Annotated in this window: 20 protein-coding genes, 2 pseudogenes and 1 riboswitch; of the genes and pseudogenes, 9 read left to right on the forward strand and 13 right to left on the reverse strand. The window is 66.7% G+C overall.

Going from position 1 to position 18,966, the window contains the following annotated elements:
* Positions 1-7: 7 nt before the first annotated feature.
* From KBY66_RS02780 to KBY66_RS02795, 4 genes are all read right to left on the reverse strand, one after another.
* Complete coding sequence (locus KBY66_RS02780; RefSeq protein ID WP_255087610.1) at positions 8-1,063, reverse strand: extracellular solute-binding protein; 1,056 nt, start codon at positions 1,061-1,063, stop codon at positions 8-10.
* Positions 1,064-1,217: 154 nt separating this feature from the next.
* Positions 1,218-1,367, reverse strand: a complete 150-nt coding sequence (locus tag KBY66_RS02785; RefSeq protein WP_255087611.1) for a hypothetical protein — start codon at positions 1,365-1,367, stop codon at positions 1,218-1,220.
* Between the two features lie 76 nt (positions 1,368-1,443).
* On the reverse strand, positions 1,444-2,100 hold the full coding sequence (locus KBY66_RS02790; RefSeq protein ID WP_255087612.1) for a HupE/UreJ family protein: 657 nt from the start codon (positions 2,098-2,100) through the stop codon (positions 1,444-1,446).
* A 27-nt stretch (positions 2,101-2,127) separates the two neighbouring features.
* Positions 2,128-2,319, reverse strand: a riboswitch (cobalamin riboswitch).
* A gap of 7 nt (positions 2,320-2,326) precedes the next feature.
* Positions 2,327-3,508 (reverse strand): CobW family GTP-binding protein, encoded by a 1,182-nt coding sequence (locus KBY66_RS02795; RefSeq protein ID WP_255087613.1) that lies wholly within the window; start codon positions 3,506-3,508, stop codon positions 2,327-2,329.
* 766 nt (positions 3,509-4,274) lie between these two features.
* Between KBY66_RS02795 and KBY66_RS02800 the strand changes: the two genes are divergently transcribed.
* Positions 4,275-5,870, forward strand: coding sequence for a B12-binding domain-containing radical SAM protein (locus KBY66_RS02800; protein ID WP_255087614.1), 1,596 nt, complete (start codon positions 4,275-4,277; stop codon positions 5,868-5,870).
* A gap of 9 nt (positions 5,871-5,879) precedes the next feature.
* Here KBY66_RS02800 and KBY66_RS02805 read toward each other — a convergent pair whose 3' ends face one another.
* From KBY66_RS02805 to KBY66_RS02820, 4 genes are all read right to left on the reverse strand, one after another.
* Positions 5,880-6,560 carry a DoxX family protein gene (locus KBY66_RS02805; RefSeq protein ID WP_255087615.1) on the reverse strand — a complete coding sequence of 227 codons (681 nt, stop codon included), beginning with the start codon at positions 6,558-6,560 and terminating at the stop codon, positions 5,880-5,882.
* Positions 6,561-6,639: 79 nt separating this feature from the next.
* Positions 6,640-6,957: an L-rhamnose isomerase gene (locus KBY66_RS02810; protein ID WP_255087616.1), complete on the reverse strand. Its 318-nt coding sequence runs from the start codon at positions 6,955-6,957 to the stop codon at positions 6,640-6,642.
* Positions 6,958-6,988: 31 nt separating this feature from the next.
* Positions 6,989-7,219, reverse strand: a complete 231-nt coding sequence (locus tag KBY66_RS02815) for a chlorophyll a/b-binding protein (protein ID WP_255087617.1) — start codon at positions 7,217-7,219, stop codon at positions 6,989-6,991.
* A gap of 52 nt (positions 7,220-7,271) precedes the next feature.
* The gene (locus KBY66_RS02820) at positions 7,272-7,781 is read right to left on the reverse strand and encodes a DUF1993 family protein (protein WP_255087618.1); all 510 of its coding nucleotides are present in this window, start codon (positions 7,779-7,781) and stop codon (positions 7,272-7,274) included.
* 87 nt (positions 7,782-7,868) lie between these two features.
* Here KBY66_RS02820 and KBY66_RS02825 point away from each other — a divergent pair, with 87 nt between their 5' ends.
* Both KBY66_RS02825 and KBY66_RS02830 read left to right on the forward strand, forming a co-directional pair.
* Positions 7,869-8,039, forward strand: coding sequence for a hypothetical protein (locus KBY66_RS02825; protein ID WP_255087619.1), 171 nt, complete (start codon positions 7,869-7,871; stop codon positions 8,037-8,039).
* Positions 8,006-8,743 carry a metallophosphoesterase family protein gene (locus KBY66_RS02830; RefSeq protein ID WP_255087620.1) on the forward strand — a complete coding sequence of 246 codons (738 nt, stop codon included), beginning with the start codon at positions 8,006-8,008 and terminating at the stop codon, positions 8,741-8,743. The genes KBY66_RS02825 and KBY66_RS02830 overlap by 34 nt, the downstream gene beginning before the upstream one ends.
* Before the next feature lie 4 nt (positions 8,744-8,747).
* Here the strand turns inward: KBY66_RS02830 and KBY66_RS02835 are convergent, their stop codons facing one another.
* On the reverse strand, positions 8,748-10,187 hold the full coding sequence (locus KBY66_RS02835; RefSeq protein WP_255087621.1) for an NAD(P)/FAD-dependent oxidoreductase: 1,440 nt from the start codon (positions 10,185-10,187) through the stop codon (positions 8,748-8,750).
* Between the two features lie 37 nt (positions 10,188-10,224).
* Positions 10,225-11,481, reverse strand: a complete 1,257-nt coding sequence (locus KBY66_RS02840; protein ID WP_255087622.1) for a class I SAM-dependent methyltransferase — start codon at positions 11,479-11,481, stop codon at positions 10,225-10,227.
* Positions 11,482-11,528: 47 nt separating this feature from the next.
* Between KBY66_RS02840 and KBY66_RS02845 the strand changes: the two genes are divergently transcribed.
* Positions 11,529-12,386: a TPM domain-containing protein gene (locus KBY66_RS02845; protein WP_255087623.1), complete on the forward strand. Its 858-nt coding sequence runs from the start codon at positions 11,529-11,531 to the stop codon at positions 12,384-12,386.
* A gap of 28 nt (positions 12,387-12,414) precedes the next feature.
* Here the strand turns inward: KBY66_RS02845 and KBY66_RS02850 are convergent, their stop codons facing one another.
* The 3 genes from KBY66_RS02850 to KBY66_RS02860 form a co-directional block, all read right to left on the reverse strand.
* Positions 12,415-13,173, reverse strand: a complete 759-nt coding sequence (locus KBY66_RS02850) for a glycoside hydrolase family 104 protein (protein ID WP_255087624.1) — start codon at positions 13,171-13,173, stop codon at positions 12,415-12,417.
* A 537-nt stretch (positions 13,174-13,710) separates the two neighbouring features.
* Entirely contained in the window at positions 13,711-14,781 is a 1,071-nt protein-coding gene (locus KBY66_RS02855) for a hypothetical protein (RefSeq protein WP_255087625.1), read from the reverse strand.
* On the reverse strand, positions 14,775-15,626 hold the full coding sequence (locus KBY66_RS02860; protein WP_255087626.1) for a TIGR04168 family protein: 852 nt from the start codon (positions 15,624-15,626) through the stop codon (positions 14,775-14,777). Before KBY66_RS02860 ends, KBY66_RS02855 begins: the two co-directional genes overlap by 7 nt.
* 55 nt (positions 15,627-15,681) lie before the next feature.
* Between KBY66_RS02860 and nadA the strand changes: the two genes are divergently transcribed.
* From nadA to KBY66_RS02885, 5 genes and pseudogenes are all read left to right on the forward strand, one after another.
* The gene (nadA, locus tag KBY66_RS02865; protein ID WP_255087627.1) at positions 15,682-16,644 is read left to right on the forward strand and encodes a quinolinate synthase NadA; all 963 of its coding nucleotides are present in this window, start codon (positions 15,682-15,684) and stop codon (positions 16,642-16,644) included.
* A gap of 31 nt (positions 16,645-16,675) precedes the next feature.
* Positions 16,676-17,731 carry a ligase-associated DNA damage response exonuclease gene (locus tag KBY66_RS02870; RefSeq protein WP_255087652.1) on the forward strand — a complete coding sequence of 352 codons (1,056 nt, stop codon included), beginning with the start codon at positions 16,676-16,678 and terminating at the stop codon, positions 17,729-17,731.
* 183 nt (positions 17,732-17,914) lie between these two features.
* Positions 17,915-18,004: pseudogene (locus KBY66_RS02875) on the forward strand (phage integrase N-terminal SAM-like domain-containing protein); the annotation flags it as partial.
* Between the two features lie 38 nt (positions 18,005-18,042).
* Entirely contained in the window at positions 18,043-18,552 is a 510-nt protein-coding gene (locus tag KBY66_RS02880) for a tyrosine-type recombinase/integrase (protein WP_255087628.1), read from the forward strand.
* Positions 18,553-18,608: 56 nt separating this feature from the next.
* A pseudogene (locus KBY66_RS02885) lies at positions 18,609-18,966 on the forward strand (IS3 family transposase); the annotation flags it as partial.

Below are 18,966 nucleotides of genomic sequence, written 5' to 3' on the forward strand. Positions count from 1 at the left end.
TGTTGCCCTACTTCCAGCCGCTCGCTTCCATCATCAAAGTGGCGGCCTTGCTCTTGGCTCCGATCTGCTCGATCGCGACGCCGTCGGCCTGGAAGCTGCCGAAGCCTTTGAGGATCGGGTTGTTGCCGAAGCCCTTGAGCGGATACTCGTTGTTGGCTTCGGCGTAGCCGCGGCCGCCTGTGGGGGAAGCCAGGAACTCGATCAGCTGGATGGCGCCCTTGGGATTGCGGGCGTGGCGGGTGACGCCGGCCCCGCTGATGTTGACGTGGGCCGGATTCGGAAACACGAGCTTGAGCTTGCTGGCCAGGGCCTTGTCCTCAGCGCCGGCCTCTCCGGAAAGCATCCGGGCCACGTAGTAGGTGTTCACCACCCCAACCCCGCACTCCCCCTTGGCGACGGCCCGGGCCAGGGGGATGTCGGAGGTGAAGAACGGCTGGCTGACGTTGGCCACCATGCCGCGCACCCAGGCACGGCTGGCGGCCTCGCCCCGCAGGATCATCTGGCTGGCCACCAGCGACTGGTTGTAGGGGCTCTTGCGCTCCCGCAGACAGAGCTTGCCCTTCAGGGCCGGTTTGGCCAGATCGCCATAGGTGCGGATCATGGCGGGATTCACCAGCTTTGGGTTGACGATCACGGCCCGCACCCTGCGGGTGAGGCCGTACCAGCGTCCCTTGGAGTCGCGCAGGTTGGCCGGCACGTCCCGTTGCAGGGCAGCGGAGCGGCTGGGCTGGAACAGGCCCTGGTCGGTGGCGGTGTCAAGGCGGGCGGCGTCGACGAGCACGAGCACATCGGCGGGGCTGTTCTTGCCTTCGCTCTTGAGCCGCTCGATCAGGGCGTCGTCCTTGGCTTCGAGCAGGTTCACCTTGATGCCCGTTTTGGCGGTGAACTGGCGGTAGAGCGCCTTGTCGGTGTTGTAGTGGCGAGCCGAGTAAACGCCGATCTCAGCGGGTTGGCCCTTGGCGGGCGGTTGCTGGGCAAGGCTGGCCCCAACGGCGAGGGCGACCGAAACGGCCAGCAGGCCTGTGGTGGCCAGCTGCAGGGGGGTGATGGGAAACAGCTTCATCCAGGGAAGGGAGCGCCATGGGGGCGCCAACGTCATCGCCGGACGCTAGGAATCTGTCCTGGCCAGGCCGCGATCAAAGGATTCGCGGTGATGTGACCATTGTTACGGGGTCCCTTGGGACCGGAGCCGTTGTTGCCCCAAGGGTCAAGGCCCTTCAACCGCGCGGATGGGAGCGCAGGGGGATGGGAACCAGGGAAGGCTGCATCAGCCCACCGCCGGGGTTGTCGTCATCGGAGTCGGTGGTGAGCCAGAAGGCCAGGCCGAACAAGACGAGAACGCCGGCGAAGAGAAGAAATTCAGCCATGGCCCCGGCTCAGTGTGGAAGCAGCGTAACCAGGTTTGGCGTGGGAATTGTGCCGAACGCTGCGGTTGGGGGCCGGTTATCCGGCGGCCGCTCCACCGGCGAGCAACCCGATCGGCCCGAGGGCCAGCACGGCTCCCGCCAGGGTGAGCAGCACGGCGAGCCTCACCGTCCAGCTGGTGCCGAGCCGACGCAGCACCAGGAAGGTCAGGCCTACCACCAGGCTGGAGGCCAGCAGGGCCCCGAGCCACCAGCTGCCGCCACCGCTGGCCTCGTGGCCATGCAGCATCCCGTGGATTGCCACTGAGACCGCAACCGCCAGGCCGGAGACGGGGATCGAGGGGGGCTTGCCGGAGCGCCGGCTCAGCAGAATCAGCAGGCCCAGCACCGAGACAGCCACGGCGGCCAGCAACTCGGCAACCGGCAGGCCGCCGCCATTGAGGCCGAACAGGCCACCGGCCACCGCCCCGCCCAGGGCGAACAGCAGCAGCCGGGCGCTGATGAAGGAGGCGGCGGCCCCCACCCCGATCAGCAGGAAGAGGTGATCCAGTCCGCTGAGGGGATGGCTGAAGCCTCCGGCCAGGCCGTGCCCGGCCAGGCCATGGGCGGAAGCGGGCAGGGCGCCCAGCAGGCTGAGGCCAAAGCCGGCGCAAGCGGCCAGGGCGAGCTCCCGGCCGGGGGAAGACGGGCCTGGCCAAGTCGGGCCGGACGATGACTTGAACGAGAAGAGCGACATGGGGAACGCCGGTCCGCGCCGGGTTTGATTCGAGGGTGGATACGGGGCGAGTGTTCTGGCTGAAGACACCAATTCAGAGCCGAAGGATCTGCCAGTGCCCATCACAGCTGCGGGACAGCGCCGGACTGGAAGCTGAGCGCCAAGGCGATCGGCCTGCACCGGACTTTCCTCGTTGCCTCTGCGGGCTGAACCCGAAGAACCACCGTGTCACAAGTATGGAGGCTGTTCAGGCAAATCCCTTGCCGGCATCTTTCGAGACGCAGGCCTTGAGCTGCTGACGAAGTTTGGCGTGGTCGAGGTCCTTGCCGATCAGCACCAGCTGGTTCTTGCGCTCGCCGCTCCAGTCGCTGTCGTCAATCGAGAAGCGCTTGCCGGCCAGGTGAAACACGTGGCGCCGCTCACTCTCGTTGAACCAGAGAATCCCCTTGGCCCGGAACACCCCCGCCGGCAACTGGTTGTCGAGGAAGTTCTGGAACTTGCGCAGGCCGAACGGGCCGTCGGCGGCGAAGGACAGGGAGGTGAACCCTTCGATCGCCAGGTGATCGGCCGGGTGGGAAGCAGGGTGCGCCTGGGAGCCGTGATCCCCGTGGTCATGCCCAGGGCTGTGGGCGTGGGCCTGCTCGTGATGGTGATGAGCGCCATGGTCATGGTCATGGTCATGGCCGTGACTGTGGTCATGGTTGTGGCCCTCGCCAATCGCGTGAGCAGTGGGCTGGTCGGCCACAACCCGATCCGATTCGAACAGCCCCACGCTCAGCAGCAGCGGCAGCGGCACCACCCCTTTCACGGAGCGCAGGAGGCGCGCCTCCGGCTTGATCGTGAGCAGCTGCTTCTCCAGCTCCTGAAGCCGTTCTTCGGTCACCAGATCAGTCTTGTTGAGCAGCAGGATGTCGCCGTAGACGACCTGGGCCCGGCCCACCGCGCTCTCCACCAGGGCCTGCTCGAAGTTCTCGGCGTCGATCAGGGTGATGATCGAATCCAGCCGGGTGCTGTCGCGCAGCTCGCTGCCCAGGAAGGTCATGGCCACCGGCAAGGGATCGGCCAGGCCGGTGGTTTCCACCACCAGGTAATCCACCGGGTCGGGGCGCTGCAGGATTCGCTCGACCGCCTCGAGCAGCTCGCCGTTGATCGAGCAGCAGATGCAGCCGTTGCTGAGCTCCACCATGTCCTCGCCGGTGGCAATGATCAGGTCGTTGTCGATGCCGATTTCACCGAACTCGTTGACCAGCACGGCGGTTTTCACACCCTCCTGGTTGCTGAGGATGTGGTTGAGCAGGGTGGTTTTGCCGGCCCCCAGGAAGCCGGTCAGGATCGTCACCGGCAGCCCGGTGGCGCCTGGATCGAGGCTGGCGGGAAGGGAAGCCGTGGTGGGCCTTGCGGCGGTCGAGGGGGTGGCGGTGCTGGTCATGGGGGAGGGCGGGGGTCAGGTCGCTGCTTTGACGCCCAGTCTGAGGCCTCGGATTGGCCAGAGGCCTGGCGGACCACCCCGGGGGCCCCTGGGCTTCGCCAATCTTTCCGGCGGTGGTCTGGTCTGAGGTGGTCCCTGCCAAAAGTCGGATAGAGCATCCCATGACCTCAAAGCCGCTCTCTGCGTAGCGACTGAGCGGCTTTGAGGCAGGCAAATTCACCCGCAGACAACCCTCAGAGCGCTCTGCCGAAGTTAAATCACCAAGCAAACGGCAACTATCCCTCTCAGACGCAGTGAGCCTATCGACACCCCCCCTTGAAAGCATCCACAAAGCTTGATCAAGGAGACTGTTGAATCAGCCGATCTGCAGCGAAGGCGGGATGAAGGCCCTGGCGCATGAGCGGAGGGTGATGACCCTTCGAGTGAACTGATGCGACACCTCTCACCCGCTATGGCCAAAGTCCCCGCGGGGTTCGCCAAGGCTCCTGCGGGGTCCAGTTGGTTCAGGCAGCCTGCAAGGCACCGGCCAGGCCCTTCGCATCATTTGATCAAGTTCACGCTGTTATAGAGACCCGGGTATAAGATTTGAGAATCCTGATGGCTTGAGCTTGAATATCAGGGAGGCAACGGCTCCCTTTTGGCTTGATCAAGCCAGGATGCATTAGCTTAAGAAGCGAAAGATACTAGGGGGGGGGCATGCCATGTCATCGTCCCCTCACTGGGACAGACCTGGCAGACACTGAGCGCCAGTCGTGGATACCACCGAATGAATGTTTTACTGGTTTATCCCGAGTTCCCCAAAACATTCTGGAGCTACGAAAAGATACTTGAACTGGTTAACCGAAAGGTGTTGCTTCCCCCGCTCGGGTTGATCACCGTGGCAGCGATTCTGCCCCAGGACTGGACCTTCAAGTTGGCTGATGTCAACATCAGGCCAGTCACCGATCAAGAGTGGATGTGGGCCGATCTGGTGATCATGTCGGCGATGATCGTTCAGAAAGACGACATCATCCGTCAGATCAACCTGGCCCGGCAGCACGGCAAGCCCGTGGCCGTCGGTGGCCCCTATCCCTCCTCCACCCCCGAGGAACTGGTGGCCGCAGGGGCCGACTATCTGATCCTCGATGAGGGGGAGATCACCCTGCCCATGTTCGTGGCTGCCTGGGAGAGGGGCGATAAAGGAGGACGGTTCAGCTCCAATGGCGTCAAGCCGGATGTGACCTCCACACCCATCCCCCGCTATGACCTGCTGGAGCTCAAGGCCTACGACTCGATGAGCGTGCAGTTCTCGCGCGGCTGCCCATTCCAGTGTGAATTCTGCGACATCATCGTGCTCTATGGCCGCAAACCTCGCACCAAGACACCGGAACAGCTTGTCGGCGAACTCGACAGCCTCTACGCCATCGGCTGGCGTGGTGGTGTGTTCATGGTCGATGACAACTTCATCGGCAACAAACGCAACGTCAAGCTGATGCTCACGGCTCTGGAGCAGTGGCAGAGAGAACGGGGTTATCCCTTTCGCTTCGATACCGAAGCCTCACTCGATCTGGCAGACGATCAGGAACTCATCGATCAGATGCTGGCCTGCAACTTTGCCGCTGTCTTCATGGGGATCGAAACCCCAGATGCCGACAGCCTGGCGTCGACCATGAAGTTCCAGAACATGCGCTCGCCCCTGCTCGACTCTGTCGACAAGGTGACCCGCTCAGGGTTGCGGGTGATCGCCGGATTCATCATCGGCTTCGACGGAGAGAAAGTGGGCGCCGGCCAGCGGATCGTCGAGTTTTCAGAAGCCGCAGGTATTCCCACCACCACCTTCGCCATGCTTCAGGCCTTGCCCCATACCGCCCTCTGGCACAGGCTCGAGAAGGAAGGAAGGCTGATTGATAAGGTCGGAAACATCAACCAGACCACCCTGATGAACTTTGTACCGACCAGGCCGGTGGAAGACATTGCCCAGGAGTATGTGGAAGCGTTCTGCCAGCTCTACGAGCCGCGCAAGTATCTCGACCGGGTGCATCGCTATTTTCTTAAACTCGGCCCAGCCAGGGTGAAGAGTGCCTTCAAGCTTCCCGATCCGTTGGTGATCCGGGCGCTGCTGATCGTCTGCTGGCGCCAGGGTATCCAGCGCTCCACCCGTTGGGCCTTCTGGCATCACCTGATCGACATTCTTCGCTCGAACCCCAAGGTGACGGAGCAGTATCTGGCCGTCTGTGCCCACAATGAGCATTTCATGGAGTACCGGGAGATCGTGCGCCGGCAGATCGAGAATCAACTGGCCGCCTCCAAACGCGAGCAGGAAAGACACAGCAGCATTGGGGTGCCGACAACGGTGGAAACCGAGCTGGCTGCCAAGCTGTGAATCAGACACTTAACCCCGCGAGCCTGGGGCTTCCGCGACGATAGGAACCAGCCTGGAAGCTGCAGGGTTCGCGTTGGAGCGATCTTCCTGCTGATCCGAGGACTCGCTGATCAGATCGGCCACGATGCCGCCATCGAAGGAGTAGCGCCCTGGCCCGATCAGCAGCAGGGCCAGGCTGCCGCCCAGATAGAGCGCCACCAGTTCAAGAACGTAAATGTTCAGACCGGCGGTGAGGATGTGTTGGTAGGCGGCAACGGTCATGGTGCCGGTGATGGCGAGGGCGCCGAGGGGTGTGAGGATCCCAAGGATCAGCAGCCAGCTGCCGATCAGCTCGGAAAACCCGGCCGCATAGGCGAAGAAGAGGGGGAAGGGCAGATGCAGCGAGGCCACGTAGGTGTTAGCGAACTGCTGCGGATCGGCGAGTTTTTCCTGACCATGGTGAATCATCAGCACGCCGATGGCCAGGCGCAGCACGAGCAGTCCGATGTTCACCGCCAGGCCATCCCGCAGGACGTAGCCGGCGAGGGCGCGACGGATCGCTGGGTTGAAGGGGGGTGCATCGGCCCGGGAACCCTCGCTGGAGCGTGCCTGGCGAGCGTTGGGGGAAGGACGGTTGAGAACGACAAACCAGAGGGCCAGGCCGGCGGCCATGAACCCGGTGAACAGTTCCAGAAGGAGAAGGGTTGTCAAGACTGGGAGGGCGACCCGTCGATTCTGACAAGCCGTGTAACGAAGCGTGAAGCCGGGCCGGGCGGCGAGGCCCCCGCTTTCAGGAGATGCCGATCCAGGCGCGCAGGGTGTTCAGGGGTTGATCTTCGAGGGCGCAGAAATCCAGCTGGTTGATGTTGCGCACCTTGGCACTTCTGCCCTGGGCGAGCCGGGAATCGAAAGTGGGCAGATGGTCCCGCTGAAACCGATAGGGCTCTGGATAGAACAACAACGAGCAGATCTTGAAGATGGCAAGGTGAAAATGATTGGTTCGTAGGTCATTACCCATCGTGAATCCCACCACGAAAGCCTCATCGTGAAGGGTGAATCCACTGCCCAGCAGCGCATGGACGCAATCATGACAATGGAGGTCGATCATGCCGGGCAAGGCCTTGAGGGCCCGCTGCCGCTCAGCCCAGAACCGAGCGCAGGGCCAGCCGCAACTGCCCGACGATGCCTTCGCCGGTGAGCAGCTCCCCGACGATCGCCGCCAGGAAGCCCAGCATGGCCACCCGCCCGTTGAGCCGCTCCACCCCCGCCAGGGCCGCAATGTTCCAGGGCAGATCGCCGGTCATGCTGGAGCCGAAGCGCTCGATGGGTTCGTAGTGAAAGTCATCCTGGGGCTTGAGATCGTCGTGCATCGGGAGGAAGGGAAAACAGGCGAAACAGGAGCGTGTACCAGGGGAGCGGGCCTCAGGGTTCGCCGAGAAAATCCCGCTTGCCCAGCACCACGCCGTTGTGGCGCAGCAGGTCGTAGGCGGTGGTGCAATGGAAGTAAACGTTGGGCAGTACGAACGTGGTCAGGAAGGGCAAGCCCTCCATCGTGATTGTCTCGCCCCGTCCGATCGGCACCGTCACCTGCCGGTTCTGCGATCCTTCCAGCAGTTCAGCCGAAACGCTGTCGAGATAGGTGATCGTGCGCTCCAGCCGATCGATCAGTTCGCCGAAGCTGGTTTCGTTGTCCTCCATCGCTGGGGCCTCGCCTCCCGCCAGCCGGGCCACGCCCCGCCGGGCGATGTCGGAGGCGATCTGCACCTGCCGCACCAGCGGGAACATGTCCGGAAAGAGGCGGCTCTGCAGCAGCACCTGGGGCTCGATGCCCCGGGCCTCGGCATGGGACTGGCCCTTGCGCAACACCCCAGCCAGGTTGCTCAGGGTGCGCCTCAGGGGTGGAACCGCAACGGCATGCATGGAGAGATCCATGGGTTGCTCTTCAGCCTTCAGGGACACCGTCAGCCTAGAAACACCCGGCCCGTCTCCCATCCCTGCCGCCATTGGTAGCTTCAGCCCATGGTGCCTCCGCTCTCCCGCCGCCGCTTCCTGGGCCTCGCCGCCGGCGCGTTGGGATCGGGCGCCATCGGTGCCGGCGCATACGGAACCGTCGGGGCCAGATCCGTCGTGGCGGGATCGGTGGCGGCGGGCCTGAGGTGCCGCCGCGGGCCGATCTGCGTCTGGCGCTGATCTCCGACCTCAACGCCGGCTACGGCTCCACCAGCTACACCGCCGAAGTGGACCGTGCCATCGCCCTCATCCCGTCGCTGCGGCCCGATCTGGTGCTCTGCGCCGGGGACATGGTGGCCGGTCAGAAGACCAGCCTCACCACCACCCAGCTCACCGCGATGTGGGCGGCCTTCGAGCGCCGCATCCTCTCCCCGCTGCGGCGGGCCGGGCTTCCCTTCGCGCCCACCGTGGGCAACCATGACGCCTTGGCCAGCCGTGCCGGCGGCAGCTACCTGTTCGAGTGCGAGCGGCAGGAGGCGGCCCGCTTCTGGCGCCGCCGTCAGAGCAGCCGCTGGCCTCTCCTTCGTGGACGCCAGCGGCTTTCCGTTCTTCTATTCCATTCTGCAGGACGGCCTGTTCCTGCTGGTCTGGGACGCCTCCTCGGCGCTGGTGCCGTGCTCGCCGGGGCCGAAGCACTGCGCCAGCTGATGGAACGGCATGACGTGGCGGCCTACATCAGCGGTCACCAGCACGCCTACTACCCGGCCCGGCTGGGCCAGCTCGATCTTTTCAACCTCGGCGCCACCGGCAGTGGCCCCCGGCCGTTGCTGCAGGGGGGGTGCCGCCCCCTTCCAGACCCTCACCGTGCTCGACCTCGCTTGGAGCACCGGGCGCACCACCGACACCACCATCAACCTGCGAACGATGCAACCGGTGGCACGTGAAGGCCTACCGACGCGGATCATCGACCGCCAGGGCCGGGCCCTGCTGCGCCGGCCCGGTTGATCGGGCCGGGATCGCCGCGCTCTGGGGTGCCCGGGCCAGGCCCACATCGACGCCGATGTGCTGATCTGGGCGGCCGGTGATCAGCAAGGCGGAGCGCTGGCGGGTGGCGATCTGCCACAGCCAGCGGGTCAGCAGGGTGATTCGGTTCTCCGTGGCGGGGATGAAGGCGAGATGGGCCAGGCCCCAGAGCAGCCAGCCCAGCAGGCCGGTCACCCTCAGGCCGCGCAGATCGGCGACAGCGTAGAGGGGCCCGATCACCGCCATGCTGCCCAGGTCGAGCCAGCGGAAGGGGGGACTGGCCTCTCCTTCGAGGCCGTTGAGGATGTCCCGCGCCACCCAAGCCCCCATCTGCACGGCCGGGCCGGCCATTCCCGGCAGCGGCGCCCCATCGGCCGTGTGGCTGTAGGCGCAGAGATCGCCCACCACCCGCACCTCCGGGTGACCCGGCACCGAGAAATCCTGCTCCACCAGCACCCGCCCGGACCGGTCGACGCCACAACCGCTGCGCTCCCCCAGCAACTTGCCCAGCCGCGAGGCGCGCACTCCAGCGGTCCAGCAGACGGTGGCGGCCTCGAGGAAGGGGGGATCGGCTTCCCCCTTCAGCTGCACCTTGCCGGGCTCGATCGACTCCACCATCGCGTTCAGCCGCAGCTCCACCCCATTGCGTTCCAGATAGGCGGCCGCCGCCGCCGAAAGCTGGGGGTGCATCGTCGGCAGCACCCGATCCACCGCATCCACCAGCACCACCCGGCAGCCCTCCACCTCCAGCTGCTTGAAGTCGCGCTGGACGGCCGAATGCATCAGCTCGATCAACGAACCGGCCAGCTCGCAACCGGCGGGGCCGGCCCCCACCACCACCGCGGTCTGCAGAAAGCGGCGCCGCTGCGGGTCGGTGGTCTGCTCCGCCTCCTCCAGGGCCATCAACAGCCGCCGCCGGATCTCCTGGGCGTGCTCGAGGATCTTCATCGGCGGTGCCAGGGGCCGCCACTCCTCATGGCCGAAGTAGGCGCTGCCTGAACCGCAGGCCAGCACCAGCTGGTCGTAGCCGTAATGGTGGCCGTTGAACAGCAGCGAGCGCCGCTCCAGGTCGACGTCGGTGACTTCGCCGAGCAGCACCTGCACGTTCGGGGCCTGGCCCACCATCTGGCGCAGGGGCGAGGCCACATCGGCCGCTGACACCAACCCGGAGGCCACCTGATACAGCAGCGGCTGAAACAGGTTGAAGTTGCGCTTGTCGATCAGGGTGACCCGCACCGGCCGGTTGGCCAGGGCCTGGCAAACCCGCACCCCGGCGAAGCCGCCGCCAACCACCACCACATGGGGCCAGCTTGGATCTGTGCCGGCGTGCGGCTCGAGATTCAGGAAAAAACGTTCCGGCGCCATGGATTCCGGGTGCCTGAGCAGACGGTCAGTGTCCGTCCTAGGGGGCAGGGGGCGTTGGGGCTGTCTCCGTTGCAGCACGCCCCGCCTCCGCAGCTGCCGCCTTCGGTGGACTGGGCTCACGCAGGAACAGGGGCAGGGAGGCTGGGCTCCCATGGGTGACCTGGCTCTCCTGCGCCACCTCGCCCCGGCTGAAGGCCAGCCAGCGGAAATCGCCCAGGGCCGTTGGATCCACCAGCCGCAGCAGCGCTTCGCGGCGGCTCAACAGATCGCCCAGCTCGGCGTCTTCCTGGTGCTGCAGCCCATGCAGCCGCTCGGCCAGCCCCAGGGCCAGCAGGGCTTCCCCCTGGCGGCACTGGCCCAGGGTCGCCCAGCCGCTGGCGGCGGCGGCAGCCAGCAGGCTGTCGATGCAGAGGTGGGCGGTGAGGTCCCAGGCCCCCGGCTCGACCAGGGGATCGGCGCTGGCCCGCTGGCCCCGGTAGGCCATCAGGGTGCCGTTGGCGCGCTGGGGCCCGTAGTAGCGCCAGGCCTCCAGCGCGTAGTCGATCACCAGGAGGCGGCCCCGCCAGACGCCCCGGCCGCAGGCCTCCAGCCAGGGGGCCAGGCCCGGGTGCAGCTCCGTGCACCAACCATCGGGCCGCTGCTGCCCTGGCGGCCAAAGGCCAAGGGGCTGCAGCGACGCCGCCGCCGCCGGCTCCAGGGGCTCGCCCTGCTCCAACCGCAACGCCCCCTGGTGGAGCACCACCCGCTGTTGCCGCCAGCCATCGCCGCCGCGCACGATCCTCTCCACTGCCAGGGCATCGAGCACCTCATGGGCCAGCACCACCCCCAGCACGGGCCGTGCCGCCAGCTCCTCGAAGCCGCTCCAGCGCACCGGCAGCGGGCAGCCGCGCAGCCGCAGCCGCAGCCGCTGCCGCGCCGCCATGCCCCCGTTGGGCTCCACCAGCACCAGCTCGGTGCGCGCCGCCAGCGGCGGCCAGCCGGCCGCCAGGGCCTCGGCCAGCTGGGCCGCCAGATCCCCCTCGCCGGGGCCGGTTTCCACCAGGCTCAAGTGCACCGCCGGATCATCCGGCGCCAGTTCCTGCAGCCATTCGGCGAGCTGGGGAGCCAGCAGGGCGGCGAAGTCTTCACCGAGCGACGGGGCGGTGGCGAAGTCGCCGTGGCGGCCCAGACGAAGCCGGCCCGCTCCATAGGCGCCGTGGTCGGGGTCGTGCAGGGCCCATGCCATGAACAGGGAGAACGGCACGCTGCCGCCCGCCGCCGTGAGGCGCTGGTGCAGCCAGGCGGGAATGGACACGGCAGGCGCCCGGGTCGAAGAGAATGCAGGGTCACTGAAGCAGCCGCATGGGTCAAGCCGCCGGATCACCCCTCCCCTCCGCCGGTGCCATCCCCCCCGCCGGGGCCCTCGGCACCGTGCTAGGCCTGCTCGCCGCCGTGCTGCTGCTGCTGACTCCGCTGGCAGGGCAGGTCCAGGCCGCCGACAACCCGGCGCTTCTGCCGGATCACTTCACCCCGGTGATCGACCTGGCCCGGGCACTCAGCGATGGCCAGCGGGCCAGCCTGGAACGGGAGCTCACCGCGTTCGAAACCAGCAGTGGCTGGAAACTGCGGGTGCTCACCCAGTACGAGCGCACCCCCGGCTTGGCGGTGAAGGACTTCTGGGGGCTCGATGAGCGCAGCCTCGTGCTGGTGGCCGATCCCCGCGGCGGCAACCTGCTCAACTTCAACGTGGGCGACGCCCTGTTCGCCCTTATGCCCCGCACCTTCTGGGTGGAACTCCAGACCCGCTTCGGCAACCAGTACTACGTGCGCGACCATGGCGAAGACGGCGCGATCGTGGATGCCCTGGGGGCCGTGGAGACCTGCCTGGAGCGGGGTGGCTGCCAGGTGGTGCCGGGACTGCCCCAGGAGCAGTGGCTGCTCACCTTCTGCACCTCGGTGCTGGGCGGGCTGATCGTCGGCTTCGCCGGCTATCCCCGCAAGGAGGGCGACCGGGTGGCCTGGAGCTGGGTGCTGCTGCTCTCGCCGCTCTGGGGGATGCTGTTCCTGGTGTTCGGCCTCGGGCCGGTGGTCACCCGCACCGCCGATCTGCTGCCGGTGCTGCGCAACGGCCTGGGCTTCCTTGGAAGCGCTGTGCTGGCCTATCTGATCGCCCAGAGAACCGTGGGGAAACCACCGCTGGCAGGTGGCGATCAGGCCTGAGCGAAACCATCTCGGCGTCGCATGGGGATCAGGGCGTGGTGGAGCTGGCTTCCTGCAGGGCACAGACCAGGGAGCCGGGCTTGCAGGATTCGGACTGGGACTTCGGCGCCCTGGCGATGTCGGCGCGGCGGTTGTCGAGCGTGGCCCTCAGAAAGGCCAGGTTGGCGTCGTAGAAGCGCTTGAGCTCGGCGAAGCGCTTGACCGGCTGCCGGTAGAAACTCTGACCGGACAGGGTGGGAAAGGAAGCCCACTCCGGCGCCAGGCGGGCGGCCAGCTCAGGGGTCATCTCGCCCCGATCGGCCAGGTGCAGGGCGCCCCGGTGGCGGACCAGAAAGAGGGCTGCCTGGTCCTGCACGTCGGGGCCGAAGCCGTTGAGGCCAAGCTTGCGGCTGGCGATCGCCCAGGTGGGGGGCATGAACTGGTAAGCGCCCGCTGCGGCGCTGACGTAGCCCGAGGTGCGCATCACCCGGTTGGGATGGCGATCCAGGGAGGCCATCAAGGAACCTCCGAACAGGATCCAGTAGCCCTGGTCGAGGCCATTGGCCCAGGTGCCTTCGGCGAAGCGGATCGTGTTGAGCAGCGCCCGGCGCTCGGCGGTGATCGCGAAGGAACTGGGTTGGTCCACGGCTTCTTCCTGTGCCACCACCGCCACGGAATTGGCCTCAAGGGGCGCGTTGACACTGGGGAGCCGGATGGCATCCCAGCCGCTGGCCTTAGCCGGTGCGATCAAGCCGAACAGCAGGGCCGGAATCAACAGGCGCAGGGAGGGCGAGAGACGTTTGGGCAAACCGGGATCGGGGGGAAAGGGACGGGAGGGTGGGCCGACCAGGGGGTGACTGGGCCGGGTCGGTTGGATGGTGATGGGGATTGACTTGGACCTGATCACGAGGATCAACCCGCGGACCATGACGAAGAAATCCAGGGAATGGTGTCGTGAATGCGACAGACATCCAGGGAAGATGAACTGAAAAAGCTGGTTGAACCTGGATGAGCGCTGATTCGGAACGAATGGAAGCTCAGCGAACAATCAAGGGAGGAAACAACGATCCGGGGGCCGTCGTGGGGATGAATGGATACATCGCGGCGGGCTTCGTCGCCCGATAACTTGTCAAACGATCTTCAGGCCTGCCTTGTGATTAGTGACAGTCGCACAACCGTCCACTCGTTATCAGAACTGGCACAAGGGGTTCACATCATCGACCCCCACAGGGATTTCTGATGCTCTGCTCGCCATCTTTGCTGATGATCAGAACTACTGATTGAACCCATAAATCCGTCGTGGATCGCACCAGAAGTCTTGCGCTGCAGCCCTGCCACCCCAGGGTCAGGCGTTGCAGGAGGCGAAGGATGTGATCGCCGCGGCCGCCTGCTCGGCCCCACCCGTGGCCAGGGCGTCCCCACGGGCCGGAAGCAGGGGCCGGTCAAGCTCCCAGTCGCCGGCCAGCAGCTGGGCCTGGCTCAGCAGCCGGTGGGGACCGTGGCGTTGCAGCTCCCCCTCCATCACCGCCGCCTCAGCAAAGCCCTGCCGCTCCACCAAGTGAATGCCCATCCCATGGCTGAGAGCCTCGCAGAAAGTGCTGTAGCCGGCCTTGCTGATCAGTCGTCCGCACAGGGGCATCACCTCCAGGGGGCGGACCCCCGGGGGCAGCCGTCGCACGTTGGGGGCAGCGGCACTGGTGGAATCGGAACTGATGAAGCACCAGTCCGGCCAGCGGCCGAACAGGTCCGGGCTGAGGGGGAAGCCCATGCCGCCGAAGCTCACCAGCACGCTGCGCCGCCGATCCAGCGGCAGATCGAGCTGGCGTCGCAGCTGCTCGGCATCCAGCCTGGGCGCCGCGGCGGTGAGGCCCACTTGCGTTTCAGGCAAGCCCCAGTCCATCGCCAGCGAAAAGGGGCAGCGGATCAGCCGCTGGCCCCGGCGGTAGAGGGCCCGATAGAGCTCCGCCCAGGCCAGGAATTCGCCGCCCATCGGTTCATAGATGTCATCCCAGCCGAAGTTGCCCATCCAGATCAACGGCAGGCCGGCGGCAGCGGCCAGTTGGGCGGCGGCCGGCGGCACATCCCCCAGCAGGATCGCCGGGCCCTCCTGGGCAGCAAGCCAGGCGGCCTCGGCGGCGATCTGGGCCGGCAAGCGCCGCTCCAGGGCCGCCAGGGCGGCGAGGGTGGCGGCGGCCTCCACGCCGAGGGCGTTGGCCTGCACCGTGCCCACATCCCAGCCGCAGGGGCGGTGTTCAAACGGCACCGGTCCGAAGGCGCCGGTCAGGAAGGCGGCCGGCAGGGAGCTGGAGATCACCAGCCGCCACTGCGGCTGAACGGCCGCCAGCGCCAGCAGCACCGAGGCCACCCGCGAGCCATGGCCGTAGCCATGGCCACTGACGCAGGCATAGATCAGCACGGCACGGCCAGGGCCTGCTCCACAAGGGTCTGCTCATAAAGGAGCTGGCCCTGGGGGCTGTACCAGCGGTGGCTGGCATGCACCAGGCGATGACCATCCAGCTCCGCCCAGGAGAAGTGGCGCAGGTGCCGGCCCTGGGCATCCATGCCGTGGCGGGGCACGCAGGCGGCATTGAGATAGGCGGTGCCGCGGCGATCGAGCAGGAAGCTGCGTCGCTCACCTCGGCCCCGCCGGAGCTGGTGATGCATGTGGCCGAACACCACCAGCGGCAGGGGCCGCTGCCGCTGGATGCGATCGATCGCCTGGGCCAGGTCCATGTCGCCCCAGTCGCGGGCCGGTGATTTCCAGTCACGGCCGCAGGGGTCTTTGGCTTCGCTGCCCAGCCCGCTGGGGCCGGAATGGGCCAGCACCACCAGGGGCATCGCTGGATCCGCCCCGAGCGCGGCGGCGGAGATCCGTCCGGCTGAGTCCTCCGAGGTGACCGGACCCCACAGCGCCTTCACCCCCATCGAGAGGCGATAGCCGCCACCGGCACTGGCCGGACGGGCCCCCACCACCGCGAGGCCCGGGGGATCGAGCTCACAGCGCCGCCAGCCGCAGTGGCGTTCGCCGAGCAGGTCGATCTGCCGCTGCAGCTTGCGGCCACTGTCGTCCTTGCCGGTGTCGTGGTTACCGAGGATGCAGGCCAGGGGCTGCTCGACGCCGGCCAGGCTGGCGGCGATCCGCTCCTGGCCATCGCTCAGGTCCCCCACCACCAGCACCGCATCGGGAGCCAGGATGCCCAGCAGAGCCACATCGGCCCGATCCCACTGCCCGTGCAGATCCCCGGCAATGGCAATGCGCATCTGGGCCGTGTCGAATCCCTAGGCTGGTGGCATCCTGCCTCAACTGAGCATCCGGTTGGTTTTCGCGGCTACCCGAACCCTGTCAGCTCCGCCCCGGCACGCCCTGCCGCAGGCCATCGACGCCCTGCGCCGGGAGCGCAACGCCGTGATCCTGGCGCACTACTACCAGAACGCTGAAATTCAGGACATTGCCGATTTCATCGGCGATTCGCTCGACCTCTCCCGCCAGGCCGCCGCCACCGACGCCGAGGTGATCGTGTTCTGCGGCGTCCATTTCATGGCCGAAACCGCCAAGATCCTCAACCCAGGCAAAACCGTGCTGCTGCCGGACCTGGAGGCGGGCTGCTCCCTGGCCGATGCCTGCCCCGAAGACGGCTTCGCTGCCTTCCGCGCCCAGCACCCCGACCACATCGTGGTGAGCTACATCAACTGCTCGGCGGCCGTGAAGGCCCAGAGCGACCTGATCTGCACCAGCAGCAACGCCGTGAGCCTGGTGCAGCAGCTTCCGGCGGACCGGCCGATCCTGTTTGCTCCCGATCAGAACCTGGGCCGCTGGGTGGCCCAGCAGAGCGGCCGCGAGCTCACCCTCTGGCCCGGCAGCTGCATCGTGCACGAAACCTTCAGCGAGCAGGCCGTGATGGCCCTGAAGCTGGAGCATCCCGGCGCCGAGGTGATCGCCCACCCGGAATGCCTGCCCAACCTGCTGGATCTGGCCGACTTCATCGGCTCCACCAGCAAGCTGCTGCAGCGCGCCGACACCAGCGAGGCCAGCGCGTTCATCGTGCTCACCGAGCCAGGCATCCTTCACCAGATGCGCCGGAAGCTGCCCCAGAAAACCTTCCATGAGGTGCCCGGGCAGGACGGCTGCAGCTGCAACGCCTGTCCGTACATGCGGCTGAACACGCTCGAGAAGCTGTGGCGTTGCCTTGCCACCCTGGAGCCGGCGATCGAGCTCGACGAGGAGATTCGCGTGCGGGCCCTTGCCCCGATCCAGCGGATGCTGGCGATGAGCGCCTGATCCGGGTCCGCCATTGCTCCCGCCAGGCGGTCTGATTCAACTCACACCCAAAGGGCTCTACTGCCCGGCCGCCGGCGCCTGGATCGACCCCTGGCGACCGGTGCCCCGCGCCCTGATCACCCACGCCCACGCCGACCATGCCCGCCCCGGCAGCGGCGAATACTGGGCGGTGGCCAGCAGCGAAGGGGTGCTGCGCCAGCGCCTGGGCCAGGGGATTGCGCTGCAGGACGTGCCCTACGGCCAGGAGCTTCAGATCGGCGAGGCCACCGTGTCGTTCCACAGCGCCGGCCATGTGCTGGGTTCAGCCCAGGTGCGCATCAGCGCCGGCGACGAAACCTGGCTGATCAGCGGCGACTACAAACGCGACCCCGACCCCAGCTGCGAACCATTCCAGAGCGTGCCCGCCGACGTGCTGATCACCGAAGCCACCTTCGGCTTGCCGGTGTACCGCTGGCGGCCGGGCCAGGAGGTGGCGGCCGAGATCGCCGCCTGGTGGAAGGCGGCGCCGGAGCGGACCTCGATCCTGTTCTGCTACGCCTTCGGCAAGGCCCAGCGGCTGCTGGCGGAGCTGCGCCAGTTGGGCCTGGCCGACGAGGTGCTGCTGCACGGCGCCGTGCAGACCCTGATGGCCCCCTACCGGCAGCAGGGGATCGCCATGCTGCCGACGCGGCCCGTGAGCGAGCTGCCCCGCAGCGAGCCGCTGGCGGGCCGGCTGGTGCTGGCGCCGCCCTCGGCCCACCGCTCGGTGTGGATGAAGCGGTTCAAGTCGCCCCAGACCGGCTTCGTGAGCGGCTGGATGGCGGTGCGCGGCGCCCGGCGGCGGCACGGTTACGAGCGGGGCTTCGTGCTCAGCGACCATGCGGACTGGGACGGCCTGCTCGCCACCGTGCGCCAGAGCCAGGCCCAGCAGGTGTACGTGACCCACGGCCAGGGTGATGTGCTGGCCCGCTACCTGCGGGAGGTGGAGGGGATCAGCGCCGATCCGCTGGCTGGCGGATTTGCGGCGGAGCTGGCGGGAGAGGGGGAGTTCAGCGATGACGGGGAGACAGCCGGAGCAGGGATTGACGGGCCTGTGGGACTGGTGTGAAGGGGAGAGTCGTTCAGGTTCTGCTGCCGAACTCAGCATGCTCAATGTGGTCCGAAGCGGAAACCCTCAAAGCATCCCCTTCCCGGAATCCCATGGCCACCGAATCGCAGCCTCCTGGTCTCGTGCAGTGCGACCAGGAGGAGCTCTGTCCTGTGGCTTAGGCGGTTCCTGCTCTTCCACGGTCTGCGCCATCCGCGCTCGATGGGCTCAACGGAAGTGCAGGCGTTTCTCACCCACCTGGCCGTGGAGATGAAGGTGAGCGGTTCCACCCAGAACCAGGCCCTGGCGTCGCTGCTCTTCCTCTACCGCGAGTGCTGCAGCATGACGTGGAACTGGAGGGCGTGGTCAGGGCAGAGAGGGAGCAGCGGGAGGGGACTCCAACCTTGGTGGTGGGTTTGCTCTATGGCAGTGGGCTCCGGCTCATGGAAGCATTGCGGCTGAGGGTGAAAGATCTGGACTTCGGGCGTCGTGAACTGCTGGTTCGAGACGGCAAGGGGGGCAAGGATCGGGTCACACTGCTGCCACAGAACATGGTTTCTCCGCTGCAGTGCCAGCTGGAGGAGCTGCGCCAGTTGCACCGGGCCGCCGTGGAGGCGGGCTGGGGTCGGGTGGTGCTGCCCGGAGCTCTGGCCAGGAAGGATCCGAGAGCCGATCGGGAATGGGCAAGGCAGTGGGTGTTCCCACAAGCACGCCGGTGGCGAGATCCCAGGACTGACCAGGAAGGTCGCCATCACCTTGACCCGACGGTGGTGCAGAAAGCCGTGCAGCCCCCGGGTTCAGGAAAGATGTCACCCCTTTCATCCGTACACCCGGGGGCTTGAGGAGATGACCGATGCGTCGCTACAGCGAGGCCGTCAAGGCTGATGTGAGAAGGCGGATGAGCCCGCCGCACAGGCAGAGCGTGGCCAGGATTTCCGAGGAGCTGGGCATCCACATGATCACCCTCTACAAATGGAGGAAGACCTGGCGGTTGCAGGGGGAAGTGGTGCCGGCATCCGAGAAGGAACCAGAAGGCTGGAGCGCTGCCGACAAGTTCACGGTGGTACTGGAGACGGCAGGGCTGAACGCCACCGAGCTCAGCGCCTACTGCCGCGAGCGCGGGCTGTTCCCTGAGCAGGTGAGCCGTTGGCGGCAGGCCGCCCAGGATGCCAATGAAAAGCCAGTGCTCACCTTGAAAGAGCAGAAGGAGCTCGAGAAGCTCCGCGCCCAGGACCAGCGGGAGATCAAAGCTCTCA

Origin of the sequence: Synechococcus sp. Tobar12-5m-g (assembly GCF_024345415.1) — a bacterium.
Taxonomy (GTDB): Bacteria; Cyanobacteriota; Cyanobacteriia; order PCC-6307; family Cyanobiaceae; genus Regnicoccus.

Excerpts from the sequence above, each read along its gene's own strand:
- KBY66_RS02780 (WP_255087610.1), bottom strand. The coding sequence starts at position 1,063 with ATGAAGCTGTTTCCCATCACCCCCCTGCAGCTGGCCACCACAGGCCTG.
- KBY66_RS02785 (WP_255087611.1), bottom strand. The coding sequence starts at position 1,367 with ATGGCTGAATTTCTTCTCTTCGCCGGCGTTCTCGTCTTGTTCGGCCTG.
- KBY66_RS02790 (WP_255087612.1), bottom strand. The coding sequence starts at position 2,100 with ATGTCGCTCTTCTCGTTCAAGTCATCGTCCGGCCCGACTTGGCCAGGC.
- KBY66_RS02795 (WP_255087613.1), bottom strand. The coding sequence starts at position 3,508 with ATGACCAGCACCGCCACCCCCTCGACCGCCGCAAGGCCCACCACGGCT.
- KBY66_RS02800 (WP_255087614.1), top strand. The coding sequence starts at position 4,275 with ATGAATGTTTTACTGGTTTATCCCGAGTTCCCCAAAACATTCTGGAGC.
- KBY66_RS02810 (WP_255087616.1), bottom strand. The coding sequence starts at position 6,957 with ATGATCGACCTCCATTGTCATGATTGCGTCCATGCGCTGCTGGGCAGT.
- KBY66_RS02815 (WP_255087617.1), bottom strand. The coding sequence starts at position 7,219 with ATGCACGACGATCTCAAGCCCCAGGATGACTTTCACTACGAACCCATC.
- KBY66_RS02820 (WP_255087618.1), bottom strand. The coding sequence starts at position 7,781 with ATGGATCTCTCCATGCATGCCGTTGCGGTTCCACCCCTGAGGCGCACC.
- KBY66_RS02825 (WP_255087619.1), top strand. The coding sequence starts at position 7,869 with ATGGTGCCTCCGCTCTCCCGCCGCCGCTTCCTGGGCCTCGCCGCCGGC.
- KBY66_RS02835 (WP_255087621.1), bottom strand. The coding sequence starts at position 10,187 with ATGGCGCCGGAACGTTTTTTCCTGAATCTCGAGCCGCACGCCGGCACA.
- KBY66_RS02845 (WP_255087623.1), top strand. The coding sequence starts at position 11,529 with ATGGGTCAAGCCGCCGGATCACCCCTCCCCTCCGCCGGTGCCATCCCC.
- KBY66_RS02860 (WP_255087626.1), bottom strand. The coding sequence starts at position 15,626 with ATGCGCATTGCCATTGCCGGGGATCTGCACGGGCAGTGGGATCGGGCC.